The organism is Ignavibacteriales bacterium (genome assembly GCA_016709765.1).
Lineage (GTDB): Bacteria > Bacteroidota > Ignavibacteria > Ignavibacteriales > Ignavibacteriaceae > IGN3.
Window position 1 is genome coordinate 21,957 of sequence record JADJMD010000006.1, and the last position, 21,616, is coordinate 43,572.

General features: G+C 32.4%; 20 protein-coding genes and 1 tRNA gene. 9 read left to right on the top strand and 12 right to left on the bottom strand.

What is annotated here, in order from left to right:
• Nucleotides 1–47 precede the first annotated feature (47 nt).
• The 5 genes from IPJ23_01045 to IPJ23_01065 form a co-directional block, all read right to left on the bottom strand.
• Nucleotides 48–614: a GNAT family N-acetyltransferase gene (locus IPJ23_01045; GenBank protein MBK7629319.1), complete on the bottom strand. Its 567-nt coding sequence runs from the start codon at nucleotides 612–614 to the stop codon at nucleotides 48–50.
• A gap of 118 nt (nucleotides 615–732) precedes the next feature.
• On the bottom strand, nucleotides 733–2,691 hold the full coding sequence (locus tag IPJ23_01050; protein MBK7629320.1) for a T9SS type A sorting domain-containing protein: 1,959 nt from the start codon (nucleotides 2,689–2,691) through the stop codon (nucleotides 733–735).
• A 79-nt stretch (nucleotides 2,692–2,770) separates the two neighbouring features.
• Nucleotides 2,771–5,914, bottom strand: a complete 3,144-nt coding sequence (locus IPJ23_01055) for an exodeoxyribonuclease V subunit gamma (GenBank protein ID MBK7629321.1) — start codon at nucleotides 5,912–5,914, stop codon at nucleotides 2,771–2,773.
• On the bottom strand, nucleotides 5,911–6,420 hold the full coding sequence (locus IPJ23_01060) for a class IV adenylate cyclase (GenBank protein MBK7629322.1): 510 nt from the start codon (nucleotides 6,418–6,420) through the stop codon (nucleotides 5,911–5,913). Before IPJ23_01060 ends, IPJ23_01055 begins: the two co-directional genes overlap by 4 nt.
• 180 nt (nucleotides 6,421–6,600) lie before the next feature.
• Nucleotides 6,601–7,197: a methyltransferase domain-containing protein gene (locus IPJ23_01065; GenBank protein MBK7629323.1), complete on the bottom strand. Its 597-nt coding sequence runs from the start codon at nucleotides 7,195–7,197 to the stop codon at nucleotides 6,601–6,603.
• Nucleotides 7,198–7,306: 109 nt separating this feature from the next.
• Between IPJ23_01065 and IPJ23_01070 the strand changes: the two genes are divergently transcribed.
• The gene (locus IPJ23_01070) at nucleotides 7,307–7,975 is read left to right on the top strand and encodes a hypothetical protein (protein MBK7629324.1); all 669 of its coding nucleotides are present in this window, start codon (nucleotides 7,307–7,309) and stop codon (nucleotides 7,973–7,975) included.
• 66 nt (nucleotides 7,976–8,041) lie between these two features.
• Complete coding sequence (locus IPJ23_01075) at nucleotides 8,042–9,706, top strand: T9SS type A sorting domain-containing protein (protein ID MBK7629325.1); 1,665 nt, start codon at nucleotides 8,042–8,044, stop codon at nucleotides 9,704–9,706.
• A 200-nt stretch (nucleotides 9,707–9,906) separates the two neighbouring features.
• Here the strand turns inward: IPJ23_01075 and IPJ23_01080 are convergent, their stop codons facing one another.
• On the bottom strand, nucleotides 9,907–11,148 hold the full coding sequence (locus IPJ23_01080; protein MBK7629326.1) for a PQQ-like beta-propeller repeat protein: 1,242 nt from the start codon (nucleotides 11,146–11,148) through the stop codon (nucleotides 9,907–9,909).
• 123 nt (nucleotides 11,149–11,271) lie between these two features.
• The gene (locus tag IPJ23_01085) at nucleotides 11,272–11,811 is read right to left on the bottom strand and encodes a thioredoxin family protein (GenBank protein ID MBK7629327.1); all 540 of its coding nucleotides are present in this window, start codon (nucleotides 11,809–11,811) and stop codon (nucleotides 11,272–11,274) included.
• Nucleotides 11,812–11,867: 56 nt separating this feature from the next.
• Here IPJ23_01085 and IPJ23_01090 point away from each other — a divergent pair, with 56 nt between their 5' ends.
• The 6 genes from IPJ23_01090 (at nucleotide 11,868) to rpsU (ending at nucleotide 15,976) form a co-directional block, all read left to right on the top strand.
• Nucleotides 11,868–13,322 carry a peptidase M14 gene (locus IPJ23_01090; GenBank protein MBK7629328.1) on the top strand — a complete coding sequence of 485 codons (1,455 nt, stop codon included), beginning with the start codon at nucleotides 11,868–11,870 and terminating at the stop codon, nucleotides 13,320–13,322.
• Between the two features lie 71 nt (nucleotides 13,323–13,393).
• Nucleotides 13,394–13,996: a sigma-70 family RNA polymerase sigma factor gene (locus tag IPJ23_01095; GenBank protein MBK7629329.1), complete on the top strand. Its 603-nt coding sequence runs from the start codon at nucleotides 13,394–13,396 to the stop codon at nucleotides 13,994–13,996.
• Complete coding sequence (locus IPJ23_01100) at nucleotides 13,996–14,829, top strand: hypothetical protein (GenBank protein MBK7629330.1); 834 nt, start codon at nucleotides 13,996–13,998, stop codon at nucleotides 14,827–14,829. Before IPJ23_01095 ends, IPJ23_01100 begins: the two co-directional genes overlap by 1 nt.
• 14 nt (nucleotides 14,830–14,843) lie before the next feature.
• Entirely contained in the window at nucleotides 14,844–15,302 is a 459-nt protein-coding gene (locus tag IPJ23_01105) for a universal stress protein (GenBank protein MBK7629331.1), read from the top strand.
• Nucleotides 15,303–15,373: 71 nt separating this feature from the next.
• The gene (locus IPJ23_01110) at nucleotides 15,374–15,781 is read left to right on the top strand and encodes a hypothetical protein (protein ID MBK7629332.1); all 408 of its coding nucleotides are present in this window, start codon (nucleotides 15,374–15,376) and stop codon (nucleotides 15,779–15,781) included.
• Complete coding sequence (gene rpsU, locus IPJ23_01115) at nucleotides 15,782–15,976, top strand: 30S ribosomal protein S21 (protein ID MBK7629333.1); 195 nt, start codon at nucleotides 15,782–15,784, stop codon at nucleotides 15,974–15,976.
• Nucleotides 15,977–16,009: 33 nt separating this feature from the next.
• Here the strand turns inward: rpsU and IPJ23_01120 are convergent, their stop codons facing one another.
• Nucleotides 16,010–16,870 (bottom strand): TIGR00730 family Rossman fold protein, encoded by an 861-nt coding sequence (locus IPJ23_01120; GenBank protein MBK7629334.1) that lies wholly within the window; start codon nucleotides 16,868–16,870, stop codon nucleotides 16,010–16,012.
• A 158-nt stretch (nucleotides 16,871–17,028) separates the two neighbouring features.
• Between IPJ23_01120 and dacB the strand changes: the two genes are divergently transcribed.
• Entirely contained in the window at nucleotides 17,029–18,291 is a 1,263-nt protein-coding gene (gene dacB, locus IPJ23_01125; GenBank protein MBK7629335.1) for a D-alanyl-D-alanine carboxypeptidase/D-alanyl-D-alanine-endopeptidase, read from the top strand.
• Nucleotides 18,292–18,325: 34 nt separating this feature from the next.
• Here dacB and secG read toward each other — a convergent pair whose 3' ends face one another.
• The 4 genes from secG to IPJ23_01145 all read right to left on the bottom strand — a co-directional run bounded on the left by secG (nucleotide 18,326) and on the right by IPJ23_01145 (nucleotide 21,616).
• Entirely contained in the window at nucleotides 18,326–18,664 is a 339-nt protein-coding gene (secG, locus tag IPJ23_01130; GenBank protein MBK7629336.1) for a preprotein translocase subunit SecG, read from the bottom strand.
• Nucleotides 18,665–18,684: 20 nt separating this feature from the next.
• Nucleotides 18,685–18,758, bottom strand: a tRNA-Met gene (locus tag IPJ23_01135).
• 57 nt (nucleotides 18,759–18,815) lie between these two features.
• On the bottom strand, nucleotides 18,816–19,805 hold the full coding sequence (gene obgE / locus IPJ23_01140) for a GTPase ObgE (GenBank protein ID MBK7629337.1): 990 nt from the start codon (nucleotides 19,803–19,805) through the stop codon (nucleotides 18,816–18,818).
• 5 nt (nucleotides 19,806–19,810) lie between these two features.
• Nucleotides 19,811–21,616, bottom strand: coding sequence for a hypothetical protein (locus IPJ23_01145; GenBank protein MBK7629338.1), 1,806 nt, complete (start codon nucleotides 21,614–21,616; stop codon nucleotides 19,811–19,813).

Genomic DNA, 21,616 nt, shown 5'->3' on the forward strand with positions numbered 1-21,616 from the left:
ATTTTTGCATAGCATTGGTGGGAAGTTGTTGATCGGATAAGTAATCTTTAAATCTCTGTTTCTAATAAACTGTAGATTGCACTATCAAAAAATTTTCCATTAAAAAAATAGTCTTCGTGAAAAAATGCTTCACGTTTAAAACCGAATTTCTCAAGAAGTTTTATTGAACTTAAGTTAGCAGGATTAACATTAGCCTCAATGCTGTGCAAACAAAATACCTTAAACCCGAAATCAATTACTTTAGCCATTGCTTCGCTCATAAAGCCATTGCCCCAATATTCAGGTTTCATTGCATATCCAATCTCTGCTCGCACATCTCCTATTCTCATCCTCAAATAACCAATATAACCAATAACATTTAGTGAGTCTTTTTTTTTAATTATCCAGTTGATACCATCTTTATTCTTATATGTTTTGATCATTTCAGAAATCATTAATTCTGATTCTTCGATTGATTTATGCGGTTCCCTATCAAGATATTTTAAAATTTTTTTATCTGAACGCATCTTAAAAAGTTCCTCAGAATCACTTAGCATAAATTCAGTAAGAAACAATCGTTCAGTTTCTAATTTTGGGAAAGCTGTAAAAATATCATCATTTATTTTATAGTTCATTAAACACTTATATTAAAATGAATTGAGATTAAATCCAGATAAGATTTACATTCAAATAAGAAAACTTAAAAACTTATTGAAAAAGTACTCCTCTGGAGATTATAATTTAATCATAATATTACTTTATCATCAACATCTTCATTGTTTCTGTAAATCTACCGGAGGTTAAAGTATACATGTAAATTCCACTCGGCAAATTTGATGCATCAAATGAAACTGAGTGAGTGCCAGCAGTTAATTCTCCGTTTACAATTGCGGCAACTTCTTTTCCAAGAACATTATATATCTTTAGTGAAGTAAACCCTTCATTAGCCAAATTAAACTTAATTGTAGTATTTGGATTAAATGGATTTGGATAATTTTGTTCAAGTGAATAAGTATTTGGATTTATCTCAGGTTCTACTCCGGTAACTATAGAGTTTAGATTCTTAAGTATCCAGTTTCCCGGATCAAATGAAATTGAAGTAGGCATTCCGTTTACGGAAATATTAAAATCCTGATTTTGAGCATTATTAAAAACAGTAATTAAAGTATCGCTATTTTCAAAATTTACCTTAACTTGAACCGGCATTGTAAAGAAAGTTGGATTTGAATTTACATTTTGATTAATCTTTAATGATAAATTGTACAAATTGCCGCTAATGTTTTGTTTGCCCCAAACAACAGAATACCTTGGATAGTTTTCACCGTAGATCCATTCTTGAAAGAAATAATTTAAATTCATGCCGGAAACACTTTCCGCAACAGCTTGAAAGTCCTCAGTTACAGCAACTCCATAAGCAACATTTGGATCGGCAGCATAAGTTCTTAAAATATTAAAGAAAACTGAATCACCAACAATTCCCCTTAACATATGCAAAACAACACTTCCTTTGGAATAAGTTCTGTTGCTGTTAAATATTTGATTAACACTGCTGATATCCTGAACCCATATTGACCCAACAGCATTTTTTGCGTTTGCTATCTTATTAGCAATGTAACTATCATACCCAGCTTTTCCATACCAGGCCTCATTCATTACACACTCACCATAGGTTGCAAAGCCCTCATTAAGCCAGATATGATGCCAATCTTTACAAGTGATTTTATCTCCAAACCACATATGTGCTAATTCGTGAGCAATAAGCATATCGCCAAACCCACCCATTGAAGTAATAGTTTGGTGTTCCATTCCGCCACCCCATCCAAATTGTGCATGTCCGTACTTTTCATTTATAAAAGGATAGTCTCCAAAATGCTCAGCATACACTTCGATCATACCTGGAGTTTTGTCTAGCTGAGAAATATTTGAGTTTAAACTGCCCGGATACAGAAAATGATTGATAGGCATTGAATCAGTTGGACTGTAATTATAGTAATTCGTGTATTCAGCATAGTTTGTAATTGCCATGGATAGTAGATATTGAGCAATCGGATAGCTGCTCTTCCATTTGTAAGTGTGTGTTCCGTTTCCGTTATCTGTAATTTCCATAAGCTTACCATTTGACGCTGGGATTAATGATATACTAACTGTAATCCAAAAATCTGCGGAATCTGCTTTATCAGCTGGAGTATCTTTTGCAGGCCACCAATCCTTAGCACCATATGGTTCACTCAATGTCCAAATAGCAGGATTACCACCTTGAGAACTAAATTCAAAACTACCAAACCCGCTAGAACCAGGCGTTCCGTGATAGTAAACAATTGTTGTAATCTCATCGCCTTGGTTAAAGGTACCGTTAAGTGCTATGTTTAATTTATTTGAGCCTCTAGTGAATGTTGTACTGTTTCCATTAAAAAAAACTGAATCAACAATAAGCGGATCCGTGAGGTCATAATAAATCTCTGTTACTCCTGCTTCATTGATTTGTGAAATACAAGTTACATTACCAGAAATTGTCTGTGCGGTATGATTAACAGTAAGATCAAGTTTATAATATTTAACGTCATACTTTTGATCACCGGGATAGTCAAAATCAGCAAATTTTTGTAAACGATTAAAATGTGCTGTCTTTCCGATTATGCATTGTTCCTCGCCACTTTGAGCAAAGTTAAATCCTGAAATTATAACCAAAAGTAGAAAAATTATTTTTTTCATTTTCATCCTATTATAATGTTTATTCTATATGCCTTAAAAATAATTATAAGTTTATGGAATGCAAGGATAAAATTGGTTGTTAATTTGCTTCTTGTATTCTGCAAATTGATTTAAAATCGCAGAAACGACACACTTTATTTTCTCTATCTTCAAGCGTAGAAAGGTTGAACTTTCCATTTACAATTTTATCCACATACAACGGAATATATTGATTGCAAATATTAATTAACTCTTCGTTGGATTTTAATAATTCATCTTCACCTGGATTTCTTGAAGTGCTAAGATGAATTTTCTTTTCGCCAAAATCTTTAGTACTTAGTTTTAGAGAATAAATAATTGCAGCAGCCGGATCAAATTTTCTATTCAACTCAGCTTCAATTAATTTTTTAGAAGCATAAATATATAGCGGTAGTTGAAGTGATAATCCTGACTCAAGTTCTTTTTTAGTAGGTCGCTTACCACTCAGTTTGTAATCAATAATTTTATAAGTGCTTTCATCTTGTTTAACATCAGCTCTATCAATTTTTCCTCTAACCTTTACATTACCAACATGCATTTCACCAGTATCTTTTTCTTTTTGATTTTTAAATTGCCCAAATTCCATTTCAAAGTATTCAGGCTTATACCCTTCAGAATTGTTTCTTTCCTCAACAAGAAATTTATATAAGATGGAATGTTTACGATTCCCAGCAATTCCAAGAATTTTTTCTCTTTCAAAAAAAATAAGTGTGGAGTTAAGTCTTAATTTTTCAACTTTCTGTTCAGCAATACCAAAAATAATCTTTTCTATTTGTTGAAATGTTTCATCATCACAATTTGAAATAACAATTTGTTTACCCGTTATTGCTTTGTAAAATTCATACAGAATTGAATGAATTATGCTGCCAAGCTCAAATGATTCCAATTCTTCACTTGGCTCTTCAATTGTTTCAATCTGTAAAATTCTTTTTAAAAAATACTGAAACGGACATTTGGCATATTCCTCAAGCTGTGATGCCGAGTATTGTTTTTCTTTTTGATCTGCAAGTTTGATTTTGGCTTCCTCCGATAAATCATTCGAGATGTTTCCGGTGTATTCAGTTACACCGAAAGGATTTTCCAATCTAAGTTTATCAATACTCAAATCACTTTTATATTTTTCAAAATCAATACCAGTTTTTTCAAATTCATCCTTATCATTTGCAGATTCTAAAGTGGCTGCATATTTCATTAATTCAAACTTGCTATACACAAGTGAAGAATAATCCTTGTTTGATTTTTCCTTTACACCAAATAGTCTTAACCAATCAGTCACAAATGTAGAAGGTGTGAATTCTTTTTTCTCATTTGTTAAAGCATAAGACAAATACAATGTTTTTTTTACACTGCATAATGTTTGATAAAAGTGATATCTGTCTTCTAAAATATGCCTATACTCGTCCTTTCGGTAGGAACCGGAAACAAATATTTCTGGTTGGTAACGTGTTGGGAATTCGCCATCAACTAAACCACCGATAAAAACATAATCAAAGTTTAATCCGCGTATTTCATTGACCGATGTTACGAGAACTCCGCTTGCATGTCTTTCTTTAATATTGTAGCGGGTAAACTGCAGTGCAGTTTTAATTTGGGATAAGAAAGAACCTAAAGGAAATTTTTTATCAGTGCCATTTTCGACAACTAGTAAATCAAATAGTTCATCAAGGATTTCAAGGAACACTGTAATCGCTTTAACATTTTTTTCGATATACTGTTCGTGATCATTGATTATCCGAGTCGCTAAATTTAGATTGTAAATAAGTTTTCTTAACTCATGCTTAAACTCATAAATTGTTTTCTTTTCCCTGAAAGGTTTTAACATTTCAAATATTAATTTTATATCTTCGATTGCTTTTTCGTAAAAACCAACAGGAAAATAGCGATTCTCTTCATCATCATTATCATAATTGATTTCATCAATTGTTCTGCTGATTGAATCAATCCAGTTTCGATATCCGGAAACTATTTTAAGATTTGAAGAAACGCGAAGTAGATTTGACAGATTAAGCCCATCAAGCATTATCCATCTTCCTGTTAATGCACGAAAAATATTTTTATAGTAAAAATTGTTTTCTAAAATTTCCAAAAAATTTATTAATGCAATAACAGGTTGAGATTCATTGAGCGCAAATCTATCAGTTAGGTTAAATGGGATTCCGTATTCGTTAAAAACATCACGAATAATTGATGAATGCTCTGAAATCAGATTAAACGCAACTGTTATAGAATCAACATCAACCTTGTTTTTTGTAATAAGTGATTTTATTTCTTTGGCGATTAGTCTTATTTCTTCTTCAGGAGATTGCGTGACTATTTTTATGGTTTTAATTTTACTTGTTTTTTGAAAATCGTCTTCATTCAATAAAAATAATTTTTCACGTATTCTTTTTTGATAATCATTAAATTGTTCTTTTGATGTGTCTTCAACTTCTTTAAATCCCTTTGCTTTAAACATTTCATAACATTTATCTAGATGTGAAAACAATGCCGGGTTGTATCGATAGTAATCAAAAATCACGAACATCTCTATCCCCGCAATATCAGCAGTGTAATTTATTATATTAATTTCCGGTTGTGTGAATTCATCGAATCCATTTATTAATATTTTATTAACTCCACTAAATGTTTTGCTAAATCGAGCTTCAAAATCTTTTTTTTCAAGCAAAAGAACTTCAGAATAAATATCGCCCGTTTCGTAAACATTTAAGTCTTTGCAAAATCGTAAATAGTTCTCATATACATTCGCGATATCTATTGCTTTTAATTTTTCTGAGCCTTCAAGTTTTTCTGATTCAGAATTAATTTGTGCGGGTAAAATTCCATTTAACTTGTACTGCGTGATTACATTCTTAATTTTTTCTAAAGTTCCTCGCGGTACTTCGTTTTTATAGTTTGAAAAATATTTTAATTCAGTCTTCTTAAATGCTTTGCTCAGTAAAACAGCAGACGAAGCTTCGCTAAGTGTTTTAAATTGGTCAATACCATTTGATTGAAAAATCTGCGTTGTAAATGTTTCAAACGTGTGAAGATTAATTTTCGATAAAGATTTACCCGGTGAGCGAGTCACCAATTCTCTTTTTAGATATCTAATCTTTCGATTAGTTGGAACGATGATTAATAACTCACCAAGTTTGTCTTGCTCGATATAATCATTTATCAAACTATCGATATCAATGCTAGTAATTTTATTTTTAGATAAAATCATTTTTTATTTTTAGTTAAAAGTAAGTCTTTATACGAAGTTCTAATTTCTTTTTTACCACCAAGTTTTAACAAGCTCATCATTTCATCAAATCTTTTTTCAGCATCTTTTAATCCACTCAAAACTCTTGTTTCTAATTCTAAAAAGTAACCCAATCCGCTTACATAGTCTAAATGGATTCTCGTATTGTTGTAAAGGTACAATTCTCTTTTCTTGTTTACGATAACAAGAACATCTAAAAATCTTTTTAAGTATTTATTGCAATCAGATTTATCAATTTCCAAAAGATGATAATCGGACCAGCGTTTTTTTGATTTTTCATTTCTATCATAAAAAATTAATGTCTGTTTATCATTTTCAATCCGGAGTTTTAATATTCCTCTATCAACTTTGTAATAAATATCTTTTTGAATCAATAACTCTTCAAATCGAATTTTATTCTTCATGAGAATAGATTTCATTTCTTTGTGAGATGAAAGTTTTACTTTTATTTCTAAATTCTTTGCCATTTAATTCTTTTTATTTTTTTTAGATAATAGATTTAATATTTATTCTTAATTTCTGTTGTCATTTCGAACCCGATTCATCGGGTGAGAAACCTTCTACAATACTACCTAACAGATTTCTCAGTCTAAGACTCCTTCGAAATGACTGTTCCCTAAAAGTCAATTGCAATGACTAGCTGCTGCTCATTTAATTTTTCTGTAAATCTGCAATAGTTCTCTGCCTTTGCGCGGGTTAATCGTTTTTATTTTATCTGTTGATAAAACTAGTTCAAGTCTAGCACCGAATAACTTTTCCACTTCATCTACATCAACTGCAAATGGTGGTCCTCCAATTCTATCTTCTATCGGAAAAAGAATAATTGCAAATATTCCGTTTTTATTTATTAACGAAGCAACTTTATCCGCGTATTCTTTTCTTCGTTGTGGATTGACTGCGCAATAAGTTACATAATCATAAACAATGTCAAACTTTTGATTCTCATCAATTGAAAATAAATCATCCAATAAAAAATTTATCTTTACGCTTTCTTTCCGTGCTAAATCCTTTGCAAACTTAATAGCTGTTTCGGAAAAATCATTTGCAGTTACATCAAAACCAAACTTTGCGGCTGCAATTGCATCGTAACCATAACCGCAACCAAGAACCAGCAATGTTTTTTTATCCTTTAGTAGTTTATGATCTAATAAATCAACAAAAGTTGGAGTTGCTGATTTCAAATTCCAGCCAACTATTCCATTTTTGTATGATTCTTCCCAAAATTCAGCTTTATCAGATTTCATTAATTACTTTGATAGATGAAAAAATACATTGATATTAAAGCAGCAATAATTATTTTAATGATAGAAAAATAAGAAGATTAAAATGTCTAAAGAAATGAAATCCCAAAAGATGAGACGATTTAAAATAAAATATTTAGCAATTGTTTGTTTATTTCTTGTTGTAGCACCAATTGCAAATATATACTCACAGGGCATAGGTGAACTTGCGCCACCAAAACCTCCGGAAGAATTTCCGCCTAACACATGGGGAATGGATATTATGTTTGGCGATGCAGGCTTTGGACTAGGCACTTTTTTTAGAAAACAAATAGATGTAAAATTCACAGCCTTTGCTGATCTTTCATTTTCAGAAACTAAGGATGATCGTGAGTTTGAGTATTACGATCCATATCAGGGAACGTTTTATGTTGCATCTAAAAAGAACAGAATTTTTCAAGTACCTCTAAACTTTGGTTTACAATACAGACTTTTTGAAAATATTGTTTCTGATAATTTAAGACCTTTCCTTTGTGCAGGTGCTGGGCCAACACTACTTGTAACAACTCCTTACGAATTAGAATTTTTTAACTCGTTTGGCAAAGCACAAGCCAAATACGCGGTTGGCGGATATGTTGGTTTAGGGGCTAATTTTGGATTGGATAAGTCAAGTTTGGTGGGAATCACTTTTAGATATTATTATTCTAAACTTCTTAATGGTGGAGTTGAAAGCCTTTACGGTCGTGAGAAAACAGAAATACAAGGATTTTTTATTACACTTAATTTAGGCTTAATGTATTAGATAATAATTAAACTAAAATTTATTTAATTGTCACGGTTCAACCGTGACAGACTTTGAAGGGGAATAATGAAAAATATAATATGTGCGCTTGTCTTTCTTTTATTCACCTCATCATCCTTTAGCCAATCACACTCTCGGCATAGAGACATAAAACAAATCGATATTAACCAAATAAAATCTTCACTAAGTAACTTAGGGACATTGGGTTTTGATCCAAATATAACAACCTGGGATCAATTAAGATTCAGGGATTATTTGACTGGTTCAGACCTTAACGGTACAAGTATAGTATATGCACAAGGCTTGTGGATGCTTGGAAAAATAAATGGAGAAAAGCACGCAAGTGTTACTGAATGGAATACACATTTTTCTCCCGGTCCTATTATTAACGGGCAACCTGCTATGCTCTATAATCCTTTAGATTCAGCAAGATATACAGTTTATAAAATTAATAAAGGTGATGATCAAAATAATCCGGATTATAATAACTGGCCAATTGACTTGGGAGCTCCGGTTGATAATAATGGAAACCCATTAATAAAGGGCGATCAAACTTTATGGACAGACTTTAATGCAGCGGACTCAACAACTCTAAATTATTGGCAATGGTTCCAGCCAAACAATTACTTGCATTTACTTCCTATAGAAATTCAACAATTAGCATTTGCTAGAGCAGGTAATAAAAAAGATAATGAAGATATTTTTTCAAATACGATTTTCTTTGAATATTTAATTATCAATAAAGGTAACTCAAATATTGATTCTGCATTCTTTGGTTTTTGGAATGATATTGATTTTTATATAGCACATTTGAATCCTCCTGCAATTGATACCGTTGCTCAGGTTGGTTACTGCTGGGCTCTTAGCGACACATTTTACAATTTACCTCCTCAGAGAGCACCCGCTGCTGTAGGATTTACACTGGTATATGGCCCATCTGTTCCTTCAGCGGGACAGAATTCGGTATTTAATGGAAGATCTTTACCTGATCACAAAAATCTGCCTCTCACAGCTTTCCACGGTATTAACGATGACCAATCAAACTATCTACCATTCAATATGGCTAGCTCAATTAACGATGCATGGAACATGGCAAATGGATTGCAAAGTGATGGTCTGCCGAATGTTGATCCTTCTAATGGACAGGTTACAAAATTTCAACTGAGTGGTGATCCGATTACTAATCAAGGGTGGATATATCCTGAAAATTCTACAGGTGGTGGTGCTGGATTTGTAATGTTTACGGGACCATTTAATCTTGCGGTTAATGATACACAGTGGATAATGATTGCACTTACACCGGCATTGGGCAATAATCGTTTTGAGAGTATTAAGATAATGCGGGAAAAAGCAATGCTGTTAAGATCGCTGCATTATGATACCCTTGCTTACGGTACAACACCATATAAGATTGACTATGTTGATACTACTAATTTACCCGATATAGTTGAAAGTGAAATTGTTCCAGATAAACTGGTATTGTATCAAAATTTTCCTAATCCATTTAATCCGGAGACTACAATAATATTTGGAATTCCACAACAAGAACATATTTCCATAAAGATATTTGATATACTTGGAAGAGAAGTCCGAACACTTTTAGATGAAGTGAAAGATGTAGGAACCTATAGAATAAGATTTAACTCATTTGGTCTTGCAAGCGGAATTTATATTTATCGCATAAGCTCAAATAACAGCAGCGTATCTCGTAAAATGATAATACTGCGTTAAAGTAGTTTACATTTTTCATCTGCTGTCACGGTCGCATCGTGACAGTCAAGGAAATGTGCTTGTAGGATACGAACTCCCGTTCGTTCCGTGCCCTTTGCTTTTAAATCGGATCGGATAGGAGTTCGATCCCTACAAATTTAAAAATATTTTTATCATCACTTCCATTTGATCGCACAGCCAATAGAAAAAGTACAATTTCTTCATTCTATAACATACATTCCTCTTGGTGGCGGAATTCCAACATGTGGAAACAAAAGATATCCTTCTTGTGTTAGGCTAGGCCCTCCTTCTTTAGAATGAGCTGCTAGCGGTAATGTCCAAAGCACACTTCCTGATTTAGTAATTGCTTGAACGTTATAGGTAATTCCATCATCCGATGTTTCAACATAAATAGTTCCTTGAGCATCACAAACAAGGTGAGTCCAATAATCAGCCTGACCAACAGGAACACTCCAACGTTCATTACCATCGTTATCCACCAAAATAAGTTTACCTTTTGATAAATATGCAATGTTTCCATTGGGGTCAATTACTACATTCCAATTTGAGCCTGCACTTGGAACTCGCCAACGCACTTTCCCGGTTGGAGAAATAGACACAAGATCTTGATCGAAGTAAGAATAAACATTCCCATCTACATCAACACTAATTGCGCCCATTTGTTTTCCACCGATTGAATCAGATCTAAGTATGTCCCCATTAGTATTTAAAGCATAAAGAGATTGTTCTGCATTACTTCCTCCAACATAAAAACTACTTCCATCTGGTGAAAAACAAATAGTTATCATTTCACCCCAAATGAAGTATCCCTCCGGTGCGTTGCGCTGCCAAATAATATTTCCTGATTGATTTATAGCGTATAATGTTCCGGCACTCGAAATTGTATAAATATTTCCATCTAGACCAATAGCGCAAGACTTGAGCAGAACACCGCCATTAAGTTGCGTTTGCCATAGAATTGTTCCGTTTTTATTGAATGCTGAAATGCCGTTGTTTGTTCCAACCAGAATAATTTCATTTCCGGTAATTATTGGTGGCGAATAATTCATTGCACCACCTGCGAAAACTCCTATAAACGATTTCCAGATAAGTGTTCCATTTAGTGAATATGCTAACAGGCTGGAATCTGCCACAATATAAAAAATACTGTCCTGTCCCATCACCGGATCAGTTTGAAACGCACCTAAAAGGATTGTGCTTTTTAGACGCCCGTTTGCAGGTCCATTAAACGAACTTCTTCCAGTGCATTGCGCATCGTGCAAAGCTTTGGGCCAAGCTGTTTGACCTAATGTTGCCCAAGGTATATCGTGTTGTGGTTTGATAACATAGTGAGTAGTGTCTGAATCTGATGGTTCTGTGGAATTTGACTTACATCCTTGAGAGATGATTAATATTGGAAGAAGTAAGAAAATTATTACGATACTAATTCGAAAGGATTTCATAATTCAAATGTCCCTTCAATTTGATTATAAAACTAACAACTAACTAGATTCTACAAATAACTAAATTCCTTATTTAAATCTACTACATTCTATTTCATTTCAAATACATATATAAATAATATTTCACTTCCACTTAATAGTACAGCCAATAGAAAAAGTTTCTGGTACTGAAACTTCATTTTCATTTAACACTTCCACAATTGCATCTTTTAGATAATGGGAATTTACTTTTTCTGGTTCGTGCCAGTTGTCATCAATTTTACCTTCATATTTTAATTTTCGTTTTTTATCAAACAGAAATATCTGTGGTGTGTGTGTTGCGCCAAATGCTTTTGCAACTTCTTGTGTTTCATCTCTTAAATAAGGAAAATTAAATTTTTTTAACGCTGCCCTTTTTTTCATTTCCTCAAATGAATCATCCGGATATTTTAAATCATCATTAGAATTTATAGCTATGATCTGAACTCCATTTTTTTCAAACTCATTTTGCAAATTAATAATTCGTTCTTCGTAAGCTTGAACATAAGGACAATGATTACAGCTAAAAATTACAATTAAAATTTTCTTATCAGAAAATCCATTTAAACTATAATTTTTGTTATCAACCCCGATTAAAGAAAAGCTTGGAATCACAGAATCAATTTTCAATTTGTTAGCAGACATGGTAATTTTCCTTTAGTTAAATAATCTTTTAGTTAACTGAACAAAAATATCAAAAAATGAAAACACTTCTTCTAATCCTTACAATAATAATCTCAGAAACCATTATGGCACAGAATTATGATTTTGAACAGCACCTATATCAATCTTATGATCGATACAAGGAATCCAGTTTAACTCACAGACGATTTAAACATTCGGATATAAATCCGATAATTAAAAAACTGAAAAGCAAGGATGGACTTAAAGTTAAAGTTGTAGGTAAATCCGTTGAAGGCAGAGAGTTAAATTTAATTACTATTGGAAAAGGCCAAACCAAAATTTTTATGTGGTCTCAAATGCACGGTAATGAACCGACTGCAACTGCCGCCTTGTTTGATATTTTAAATTTTATAAATGCTCCGGAAAACAAAGATTTTTGTAACGTACTTTTTGAAAGAGTTACATTGTACTTTTTACCAATGGTAAATCCCGATGGTGCGGAAAGATTTAAACGCAGAAATTTTTATGACATTGATTTAAATCGTGATGCTTCTCGTTTGCAATGTCCCGAAGCAATAATTCTAAAAAGTGTTTTTGATAGTTTAAAAGCAGATTTTGGATTTAATCTTCACGATCAAAGCCACCTATATTCTGTTGGAAATAGTTTTAGAACAGCGACAATAAGTTTTCTCGCGCCCGCTTACAATTACGATAAGGATATTAACAACGTTCGCAACAAAGCAGTTCAGTTGATTGGGAATATGTTCAATTCACTTTCACAATTTATTCCCGGTCACATCGCAAAATATTCTGATGAATATGAGCCACGCGCTTTTGGCGATAATTTTCAAAAATGGGGAACGAGTACAATTCTTATTGAATCTGGGGGCTGGAAGGATGATCCTGAAAAACAGTTCATTAGAAAAATCAATTATATAGCACTTCTTTCTGCTTTCAAATCTATTGCCGAAGAAAGTTATAAAAATACCAGCGCTGATGTTTATGAATCAATTCCGTTTAATGATAAATATATTTTCGATTTGATTTTAAGAAACCTAACATTTAAAAGCGGAAAACAAAAAATCAAAATAGATGTTGGAATTAATTTAGATGAGTTTGAAGTTCCAAATGAAAAAACTATTTACTGTAAATCACGTGTAGAAGATCTTGGTGATTTATCCACTTATTATGGTTACAACGATTACGATTTTACAGGTTACACTATTGAGCAAGCATCTGTTTATGATAAAAAAGTATTAGCATTAAAAGATTTGCAAGAATACGATTTTATAAATCTATACTCAAAGGGATTTTCGACTGTTCTTGTAAAAAAGTTGCCCGAAGAAAGATATTCTAAGTTTCCAATTAATCTTGCATTAAAAAGTAAAATAGATACAACAATAAATATTGGCGAACCGGCAAATTTTATCTTAAAAAAAGATAATAAAATCGCCTACATAATTATAAATGGCTTCTTGCAGAAAATTGAGAAGAACAGAAAATTTGAAGGAAACGGGATCATAATTAGATAAATCTTTGATTATTCTTGTTTAATAACTATAATTACAAAAAAAATAAAGCTTAATTTCTTAAAAAGGGATTTATGTTAGCTTTTCTTTTCGCAATATTCAATTCAGATGAACAAAAGTTAAACCAGGAGTTTGAACGCGAAGCTGTACCGCATATGGATGCTTTGTACAACTATGCTGTTAAAATGACTGGCGATAGCGACGATGCAAGTGATTTAATCCAAGAAACATATTTAAAAGCTTTTCGCTTTTGGGATAAATTTGAAAAAGGAACTAATTGCAAAGCTTGGTTGTTTAGGATTATGAAAAATACGTTCATTAATACGTATAGAAAAAATACTAAAGAACCAGACAAAGTTGATTATGAAGAGATTGAAAATTTTTATGAAAACATCAAACCATCATCTACCGACAGCGCACACCTTGAAAAAGACATTTATGATAACTTGCTTGATGACGAAATGTCAACAGCAATCTCATCTCTACCTGAAGATTTTCGCACAGTAATAATTCTATGCGATATTGAAGGTTATACTTATGATGAAATTGCAGATTTTGTTGATGTTCCCGTTGGAACAGTTAGATCACGTTTACATCGTGCAAGAAAAATGCTTTTTACAAAGCTGCATAAATATGCAAGTGATAAAGGATATGTGAAGAACAAGGATAAGAAATGATGGAAATTAATAAATACATGCTAACTGCCCTAGTTGATGGCGAAGTAACTGATGCAAATGTAAAGCAAGCAATTTTTTCTAAAATAGAATCTGATAAAGATTTTGCAATAGACTTTAAAGTACAAAGCTTAGTTAAAGAGCTAGTTAAGGAAAAAGTTGTATTTCAAAAAACCCCGGATAGAGTTAAAGCAAAAATTCTAAAATCAATCGGCTCACAAACAAAAATTGCATCTGCACGCAAATCCTTCTTCTCAGAACTTTTTGAAAAACCTGCTTTCTCGTTTGCAACAGCATTTGTGGTTGTTTTAGCGATAGTTCTAATTGTTATAAATAGACCTGGTGCAATTGATCAAAAAGATTTTGCGATTGAACAGCTTGGAAAAGAAAATATGTTTGTTCAGGCGCAAAATAATTTTAGCAATATTTTACAGGGCAAATTAGCTCCTCAGTTTGTAAGCAAAAGTGCAGATGAAATAAAAAACTTTTTTAGTACGAATGGAGTTAAATATTCAACTTCTGTCCCTAATGTTTTAGATTGGAAGTTGCTTGGAGCAGTTGTTTCAGAAGATAAAGGCGAAAAATTTGCTCATCATGTTTATGTTGATAAAGCGGGTAAACTAGCATATTTATTTCAGGTTGATGAATCATATTTAAATAGTCACGAAATAATTTCCTTATCGGATGATTTAATAAAATATTTAGACGAGGGAAATTGCTATTCTTCGGTAACAGATAGTTCGGTTACATTATTTACTAAAGTTGATCATAATATTTGCGCAGTTGTTTCAAACGCAAATCCAAAACAAGTTGAAGAAGTTTTTTGTAGTCTCTAAAAAAGGAAATAGAAATGTTTAAAATCAAAAACATCCTTTTACCAACAGATTTTAGCTCTACATCTTTAACTGCTGCAGAATACGCACTAGAATTGGCAAATGAATATAAAGCCAATCTTCATGTATTAAATGTTCTCGAAAAAACGCCACCAATTCTTGCAATCCGTTCACTTGATTTATCTCGTGAAAAAATAATACAATCAATAGATGCTGATGCGCAATCACAATTAGATGATTGTGTTAAGAAAATTAAGAAAATCCGAGATGCTGAAATTATTCCCGCAATAAGAAAAGGTGTTGATTTTGAAGAGATTATCAAATATTCTAAAGAAAAAAAGATTGATGTAATAGTAATAGCTACCCACGGAAGAACAGGAATTTTACATACTTTGCTTGGCAGTGTCGCTGAAAAAGTAATTAGGTACTCTAAAATTCCCGTTTTAGTAACCACGCCACCTTCAAAATCTAACTAAAAGCGGTTTCTTGCATTATCACCAATGATTTGATATTTTAGAAGTTCGCAATCTTGTAATAAAGGTAAATTATGGCTAAAGTAAAAAATGTTGAAGCTCATTGCAGCATATGCAATGGTATAAGAAAGATGGAATTGACCGGTGAAGTTGCCGGTGATGATAATAAACGATGGGCAAAATGTAAAAAATGCAAACAGACAATGATTATTAATATTGCGGAAGATGTTGTAAAACAAAAAGTTTCTTTAGAAGGAATTGAAAACGATAAATGTGCTACTTACTCGCCTTCTAAATCTTTTGAGATTGGAGAAACAATCTTTCACGAAAACTGGAATGATTTTGGGAAAGTGGTTTCAAAAGAAATTTTATCCAACGGTCAAAAATCAATTTCAGTTGAATTTCAAAATTCTGGAAATAAAAAATTAGTTGAATCTTACATTAAACAAACAGACCAACACGAACAAAGCGAGGTGATATAATTGGTCGGTATTCAAATTGGCGATAACGAATCCATTGATAAAGCTCTTAGGAGATTTAAGAAAAAATATGAACGCTCAGGAGTTCTTAAAGAATTCAAGAAACGTACTTTTTTTGTAAAGCCCTCTATTAAGAAAAGAATGGAAAAGATAAAAGCCGCTAGACGTGCTCATCGTCCTGATAACATTATAATGTAATTAAAAAATCCCGCCTTTTGAGCGGGATTTTTTTTACTTGATATGAATTCTTGGTTCAATTACAACAGGTTCTTTTTCCCGCAAGAAATTTTTCTCGAGATGTTCTCTAATAACGTTAAATGCTGTATCAACATCATTACAGAAATGAAATAATTTTAAATCGGCTTCGTTAATTACACCCTGTTCAATTAATGCATCAAAATTAACAACACTTTTCCAGTACTTTTCATCGTAAATAACAATTCCTAATTTTTTTCTAATCTTTTCAGTTTGGACAAGCGTTAAGATTTCAAAAAGTTCATCGAAAGTTCCGAATCCACCTGGAAAAACGACAAGTGCTTTTGAAAGATAAGAAAACCAGAATTTGCGCATAAAGAAATAATGAAATTCAAAACTAAGCTCTTTGGTAACATAAGGATTAACATACTGCTCAAACGGGATGCTGATATTTAATCCCACAGAATACCCACCTGCTTTTTTTGCGCCTCTATTTGCCGCTTCCATTATCCCTGGTCCGCCGCCGGTGCAGATGATAAATCGATTTGCTTTAGTTTCAAGGTTCATAGACCATTCTGTTAATTTTCGAGAAAGTTCCACAGCATCTTCGTAGTATTTAGACATTTCAACATGTTGCTGTGCTCTTCGTAATTCCTTAGCAAAATTAGTAATTGTTTTAGGGTTAGCATTTTTAAATTTAGTAAGTTCTGCATTTGCTTCTTTGCGTGATTTTAATCTTGCTGAACCAAAAAATACAATAGTATCCATAATTTTATGTTTTTTAAATCTTGCTTTTGGTTCAAGATATTCTGAAAGCAATCTAATAGTTCTAGCATCTGAGGATGCCAGAAATTCTTCATCGTGATATGCTTTTACTGTCTTCTGTATTTTAGCCATGATCAGCCTTTTTTGTTAAAAAATAATTATAAATAAAAAAGTTAAAAAGTTTGTGTTAAATTGAAGAATGGTTTCTGTTTATATTTGCATAGAAACGAAATTGATTCACCAATATTTATGAAATTCGTATGACAAAATATCATTTTTTTTTGAGAGTTATGATAAAAACTGCTTTATTAATTTTATTGTTTACGTTAAATAATGTTTTTGCAGCTTCAAAGGAAGAAATCACAAATAAAATAAAAGAGATTCTTAATAATTTACCCGCCAACACTATTAGCGGTGTTTTAATTTACAATCCACTAACACAAGACACAATTTTTGCAGTTAATGAATCACAACCAATGACTCCGGCTTCGCTTACAAAATTATTTACAACATCAACTTCACTTAGTATTCTGGGCGGTGATCACAAATTATCTACAAAACTTTTCTCAGATGATATCAACCTTAAAGATGGAACTATAAATGGGAATCTTTATTTAAAAGGATTTGGCAATTCAACTTTTACAGAATCAGACCTAGAGTATCTAGTAAACGAACTGGCTAAAAGAGGGATTAAGATTATTACGGGTTATGTAATTGGAGATGATTCTTATTTTGATGACATCTATACTCGCGAAGATTGGATTGAAGGTGAAGGTGCAAATGTAAAACTTCCTCCAATTTCAGCATTAGTATTAGACCGAAATCGAACTACGGTTAGAAAAAAAATTAGAAGAAGATACCGTTATATTTCAGAAAATATAAAAGACCCATCTCTTTTTTCGGCGAGAATGTTATTAGAAAAATTAAAAACTTCTGGTATTGAAGTAAAAGGAAAAATTTCAAAAGGAGTTACACCTCTGAAGGTTTATCAATTAGCAGAAAAATCAATTCAACTTAAAGAACTGATTTCTATGATAAATAAACACAGCGATAATTTTTTAGCTGAATGCTTATTTAAAACTCTTGGTGCGGAATCAACCAAACTTCAGGGAAATTCATTCTTTTCTCAACAGGCAATTTTAAAATTTATAAAGGACAATAATATTTATTGGATGGGGACTGAGATTGTTGATGGATCCGGAATTTCAAGATCTGATCAAGCAACACCGTTAGCAATTAATGGCATACTAGAAAAAATGTATTTTGATCTGGTTCACTTTGATGATTTTTTTAATTCCTTAAGTATTGCCGGTGTGGATGGAACTCTAAGAGGAAGAATGATGGGAACAGAAGCTGAAAATAACTTTAGAGGAAAAACGGGATCATTAAATGGTGTTTCGGGGTTAGCAGGTTATCTAACGACTAAAGATGGCGAAGATTTGATAGTTACCATTATATTTGAGTTTAATAGAGGAGGTTGGGGATATTATAGAGATGTTCAAGATCAAATTGTAGAATTACTTTTGGATTTAAAAACAAATAGCCCCGATTAAAAATATTAAAAATCTAATCGGAGCTAAAATATAACTAATTACCAGTTGGCGCTTGATTTTGTGGTGGAAGTGTTGGAGCTGTGGGTACGTTAGTTCGTCCACCTTCCTGAATAACACTTCTTTGTTCTACTGTTGTTTGACCCGGTAAAAAGAATAAATTTATTACCAGAGCAAGAACAGCCAAAGCACCGGCTAACCACCAAGTACCTTTACTTAAAAAATCTGCAGTTCTACGGGAACCAAACATAGTTCCCATTCCACCTGCACCACCAAAAGTTCCGGCTAAACCACCACCCTTACTTGATTGCAATAATACCATCACAACAAGAATTATGGCGACAATAGTTGCTAACAATACTAACACTGTGTACATATTATTTCTCCTTAATATTGTAGCGGGGGAGGGATTCGAACCCCCGACACGTGGATTATGATTCCACTGCTCTAACCTACTGAGCTACCCCGCCGAAAATTTAGGTTGTAAATATAAATCTTTGCCTCTGAAATTCAAAAAAAATACTTAATTATGCATTATTTAAGCTTTCCCACAGCTTATCTTCTAAAAATTTTAAGCCAAATCCCGTTGCTGATGAAAATATCAAAAGAGGTTCTTTGATTTTTTTGATTTTAGTTTTAGCCAGCTTTGCAAGAGTTTTTTCCGGGACTAAATCTGCTTTAGAAAACGAAACAATTATTTTCTTATCTACAAGTTTTTTGCTGTACTTTTTAAGTTCATTATAAAGCGTGTCAAAATCATTCTGATAGTTTTCCGAGGTAATATCTATTAGAAATAATAGAATTCTAGTTCTTTCAATATGCCGCAAAAATTTAATTCCTAATCCCTTACCTTCATGAGCACCTTCAATAATTCCTGGAATATCTGCAACCGTAAAGCTTTGATAATCTCGATATCTAACAATTCCTAAATTTGGTTCAAGTGTTGTAAATGGGTAATCAGCAATCTTTGGTTTTGCAGCAGATATTTTTGAAATAAGAGTAGATTTACCAGCATTCGGAAATCCAACTAGTCCAACATCTGCGATTAACTTTAACTCAAGAATTAATTTTCGTTGTTCTCCAGGTTTTCCATTTGTTGCAAACCTTGGGGTTCTTCTTGTTGGAGTTGCAAAATTACTATTCCCCTTTCCACCTGTACCCCCTTTTGCAAATTCAACTTTTTTATTTGCTTCGGATAGATCTAACAAAACTTCTTCTGTTTCGGCATCTTTAACAATAGTTCCAACTGGAACTTTTATGACTATATCCTCACCATTTTTTCCATCTTTTAATGATGTGGCGCCCGGTTTTCCGTCACCCGCAAAAAATTTTTTTTTATATCTAAAATCTAAAAGAGTTGATAAGTTTGGTTGTGTTTCAAAAATTACACTTCCACCAACGCCGCCATTTCCTCCGGAAGGACCGCCCTTTGGAACAAATTTTTCCCTTCGGAACGCAACGGCTCCATTGCCGCCTTTACCTGATCCAACTTCAATTTTGACAAAATCAATAAACATTATTTCTATACATTAAATAATTTAGCTACCGCACTTGATAATGAACTTGCATCGCGGCTATGTGGTTTGATACGAGCATATTTAAAAATATTTTCTAAAATTGTTGAGGCTTCTTCATACGTATTACACCTAGACATTTTTTCAACTGTATTTGCAAAATCTTCACTATCAGAATTAAAAAGGTTCTTAATAATTCTATCTATTTCTTTTTTAGAAAGATAAATAAATATATCATCGCCTCGTTTTTTATTTATTGTTTCGGTGGAAGTTTTTTCAGTCCCTTCATCTTCGTCTTGAGTGTCATCCACCCCAAGTAAATCTTTTTCAAAATCTAATTTTTCTATTGGTATCTCATTTTCTAATTCTTCAATAATTGGCAGTTCGTGTTCAAACTCTAATGCATCCAAATCTTCAGGAATGCTTTCATCAAATTCTGGTTTTTTATCTATTACTACAGGAACATCATCATCAATAGATATTTCGAGCTCGTTGTCGTAAAAGTTCAGCAGGTCTTCCTGCTCCTTTTCATCGAGAATAATAATTTCATCAGATTTGTCTTTTTCAATTTCTTCCGTTAAATGTGCCAGAACTTCTTCTTCATCAATTGATTTTATTAAAGTTGTTTCATCATCATGAACGACATTTAATTCACTAACTAGTTCAGTGTCTTCAAATGAGTTGCTCGAGTCTATCTCAAGTATGTCTGAATTTTCATCTGATTCCTTTGATTCAGTTTCAACATGATTAACCTCATCATTTGTAATCTCAGATTTTTCAGGTTTGGATAAGGGTAAAGCTTCTTCAATAACCTCTAAAGGAGTTTCTCCAACAACATCAGTAGAATTATCTTGGGTTTGAATCTCATTTGATTCACTTATAGTTTCGAGAAGACTCTCATCCACTGCTGAATCGATTTCAGGATTTAGTTCAATGTCTGTCTCGGTATCTATTAGCTCTTTTTCATCAATAAACTCATCTTTAAGTGGGTTTTCAAAATGCTTGTCGCTGACTATTACTTCAACTCCATGATCTGCATCAACAAATGGAGAATCAATACTTAATGTAGAGTAAAGTACTTTCCTAATATCTTCAATATCAACTTTCTTTTTTGATGAACTAGAGTAGGCTCGCTTTAACTTAAAGAGAAGTTCAGTAAGGTTCTTTTCCTTTAGAAAATTTTCAACTGATTCGACAGAAACACTAGATTTATTTAGACCTCCAACACTAAAATAATCTGCAATCGCATATAGTGCATTATCCACTAGTTTACTTTGATGAAGCATGAATAGTTCGCGATCAATCTTATTTACAATTAACTCAAACTCCGTAACCGTAACATTTAAAATCTTTTTCTTTGATAAATAAGCCAGAAAAACATTATTCAGATATTCATAATAATAGGTATAGTTTAACATCAAATTAAGTTCATTAATTGAAACTGATTTGTTGTTACCAAAAATTAATTTTGAGAGCGACCATTTTGGACGAACAACATAATTGGCATTGAATGAAACTGCCTGAAGTATAATGTTTTTTATATCCTCAAAAGAAATCTTTTTTGTTTTTTTAATTTCATTCCCGATGAGAGTAAAATAATTAGAAATTTCTGTCCCTGAATAATCAAACAGAGAATTTTCAATTAATTTTTTCCGATCTTCAGAAATAAGGTAATCAATTTCACCTTCCACATATTTTTTTATGGATGGATGTATATCAGTTGAAAGAAATTTTTCAACAGTTATAAAGGATCCAAGATCTTTTACTTTATTTAAAGTAAAATCACTTATAAATTTTATTTCGTTTTCAAACAT

Bases quoted from the DNA above. Each gene is read 5' to 3' on its own strand.
- IPJ23_01065 (MBK7629323.1), bottom strand. From the start codon at position 7,197: ATGAAATCTGATAAAGCTGAATTTTGGGAAGAATCATACAAAAATGGA.
- IPJ23_01095 (MBK7629329.1), top strand. From the start codon at position 13,394: ATGTTAGCTTTTCTTTTCGCAATATTCAATTCAGATGAACAAAAGTTA.
- IPJ23_01090 (MBK7629328.1), top strand. From the start codon at position 11,868: ATGAAAACACTTCTTCTAATCCTTACAATAATAATCTCAGAAACCATT.
- IPJ23_01120 (MBK7629334.1), bottom strand. From the start codon at position 16,870: ATGGCTAAAATACAGAAGACAGTAAAAGCATATCACGATGAAGAATTT.
- IPJ23_01050 (MBK7629320.1), bottom strand. From the start codon at position 2,691: ATGAAAAAAATAATTTTTCTACTTTTGGTTATAATTTCAGGATTTAAC.
- IPJ23_01080 (MBK7629326.1), bottom strand. From the start codon at position 11,148: ATGAAATCCTTTCGAATTAGTATCGTAATAATTTTCTTACTTCTTCCA.
- IPJ23_01085 (MBK7629327.1), bottom strand. From the start codon at position 11,811: ATGTCTGCTAACAAATTGAAAATTGATTCTGTGATTCCAAGCTTTTCT.
- IPJ23_01145 (MBK7629338.1), bottom strand. From the start codon at position 21,616: ATGTTTGAAAACGAAATAAAATTTATAAGTGATTTTACTTTAAATAAA.
- dacB (MBK7629335.1), top strand. From the start codon at position 17,029: ATGATAAAAACTGCTTTATTAATTTTATTGTTTACGTTAAATAATGTT.
- IPJ23_01060 (MBK7629322.1), bottom strand. From the start codon at position 6,420: ATGGCAAAGAATTTAGAAATAAAAGTAAAACTTTCATCTCACAAAGAA.
- obgE (MBK7629337.1), bottom strand. From the start codon at position 19,805: ATGTTTATTGATTTTGTCAAAATTGAAGTTGGATCAGGTAAAGGCGGC.
- IPJ23_01105 (MBK7629331.1), top strand. From the start codon at position 14,844: ATGTTTAAAATCAAAAACATCCTTTTACCAACAGATTTTAGCTCTACA.
- IPJ23_01070 (MBK7629324.1), top strand. From the start codon at position 7,307: ATGAGACGATTTAAAATAAAATATTTAGCAATTGTTTGTTTATTTCTT.
- IPJ23_01110 (MBK7629332.1), top strand. From the start codon at position 15,374: ATGGCTAAAGTAAAAAATGTTGAAGCTCATTGCAGCATATGCAATGGT.
- secG (MBK7629336.1), bottom strand. From the start codon at position 18,664: ATGTACACAGTGTTAGTATTGTTAGCAACTATTGTCGCCATAATTCTT.
- IPJ23_01045 (MBK7629319.1), bottom strand. From the start codon at position 614: ATGAACTATAAAATAAATGATGATATTTTTACAGCTTTCCCAAAATTA.
- IPJ23_01055 (MBK7629321.1), bottom strand. From the start codon at position 5,914: ATGATTTTATCTAAAAATAAAATTACTAGCATTGATATCGATAGTTTG.
- IPJ23_01075 (MBK7629325.1), top strand. From the start codon at position 8,042: ATGAAAAATATAATATGTGCGCTTGTCTTTCTTTTATTCACCTCATCA.
- IPJ23_01100 (MBK7629330.1), top strand. From the start codon at position 13,996: ATGGAAATTAATAAATACATGCTAACTGCCCTAGTTGATGGCGAAGTA.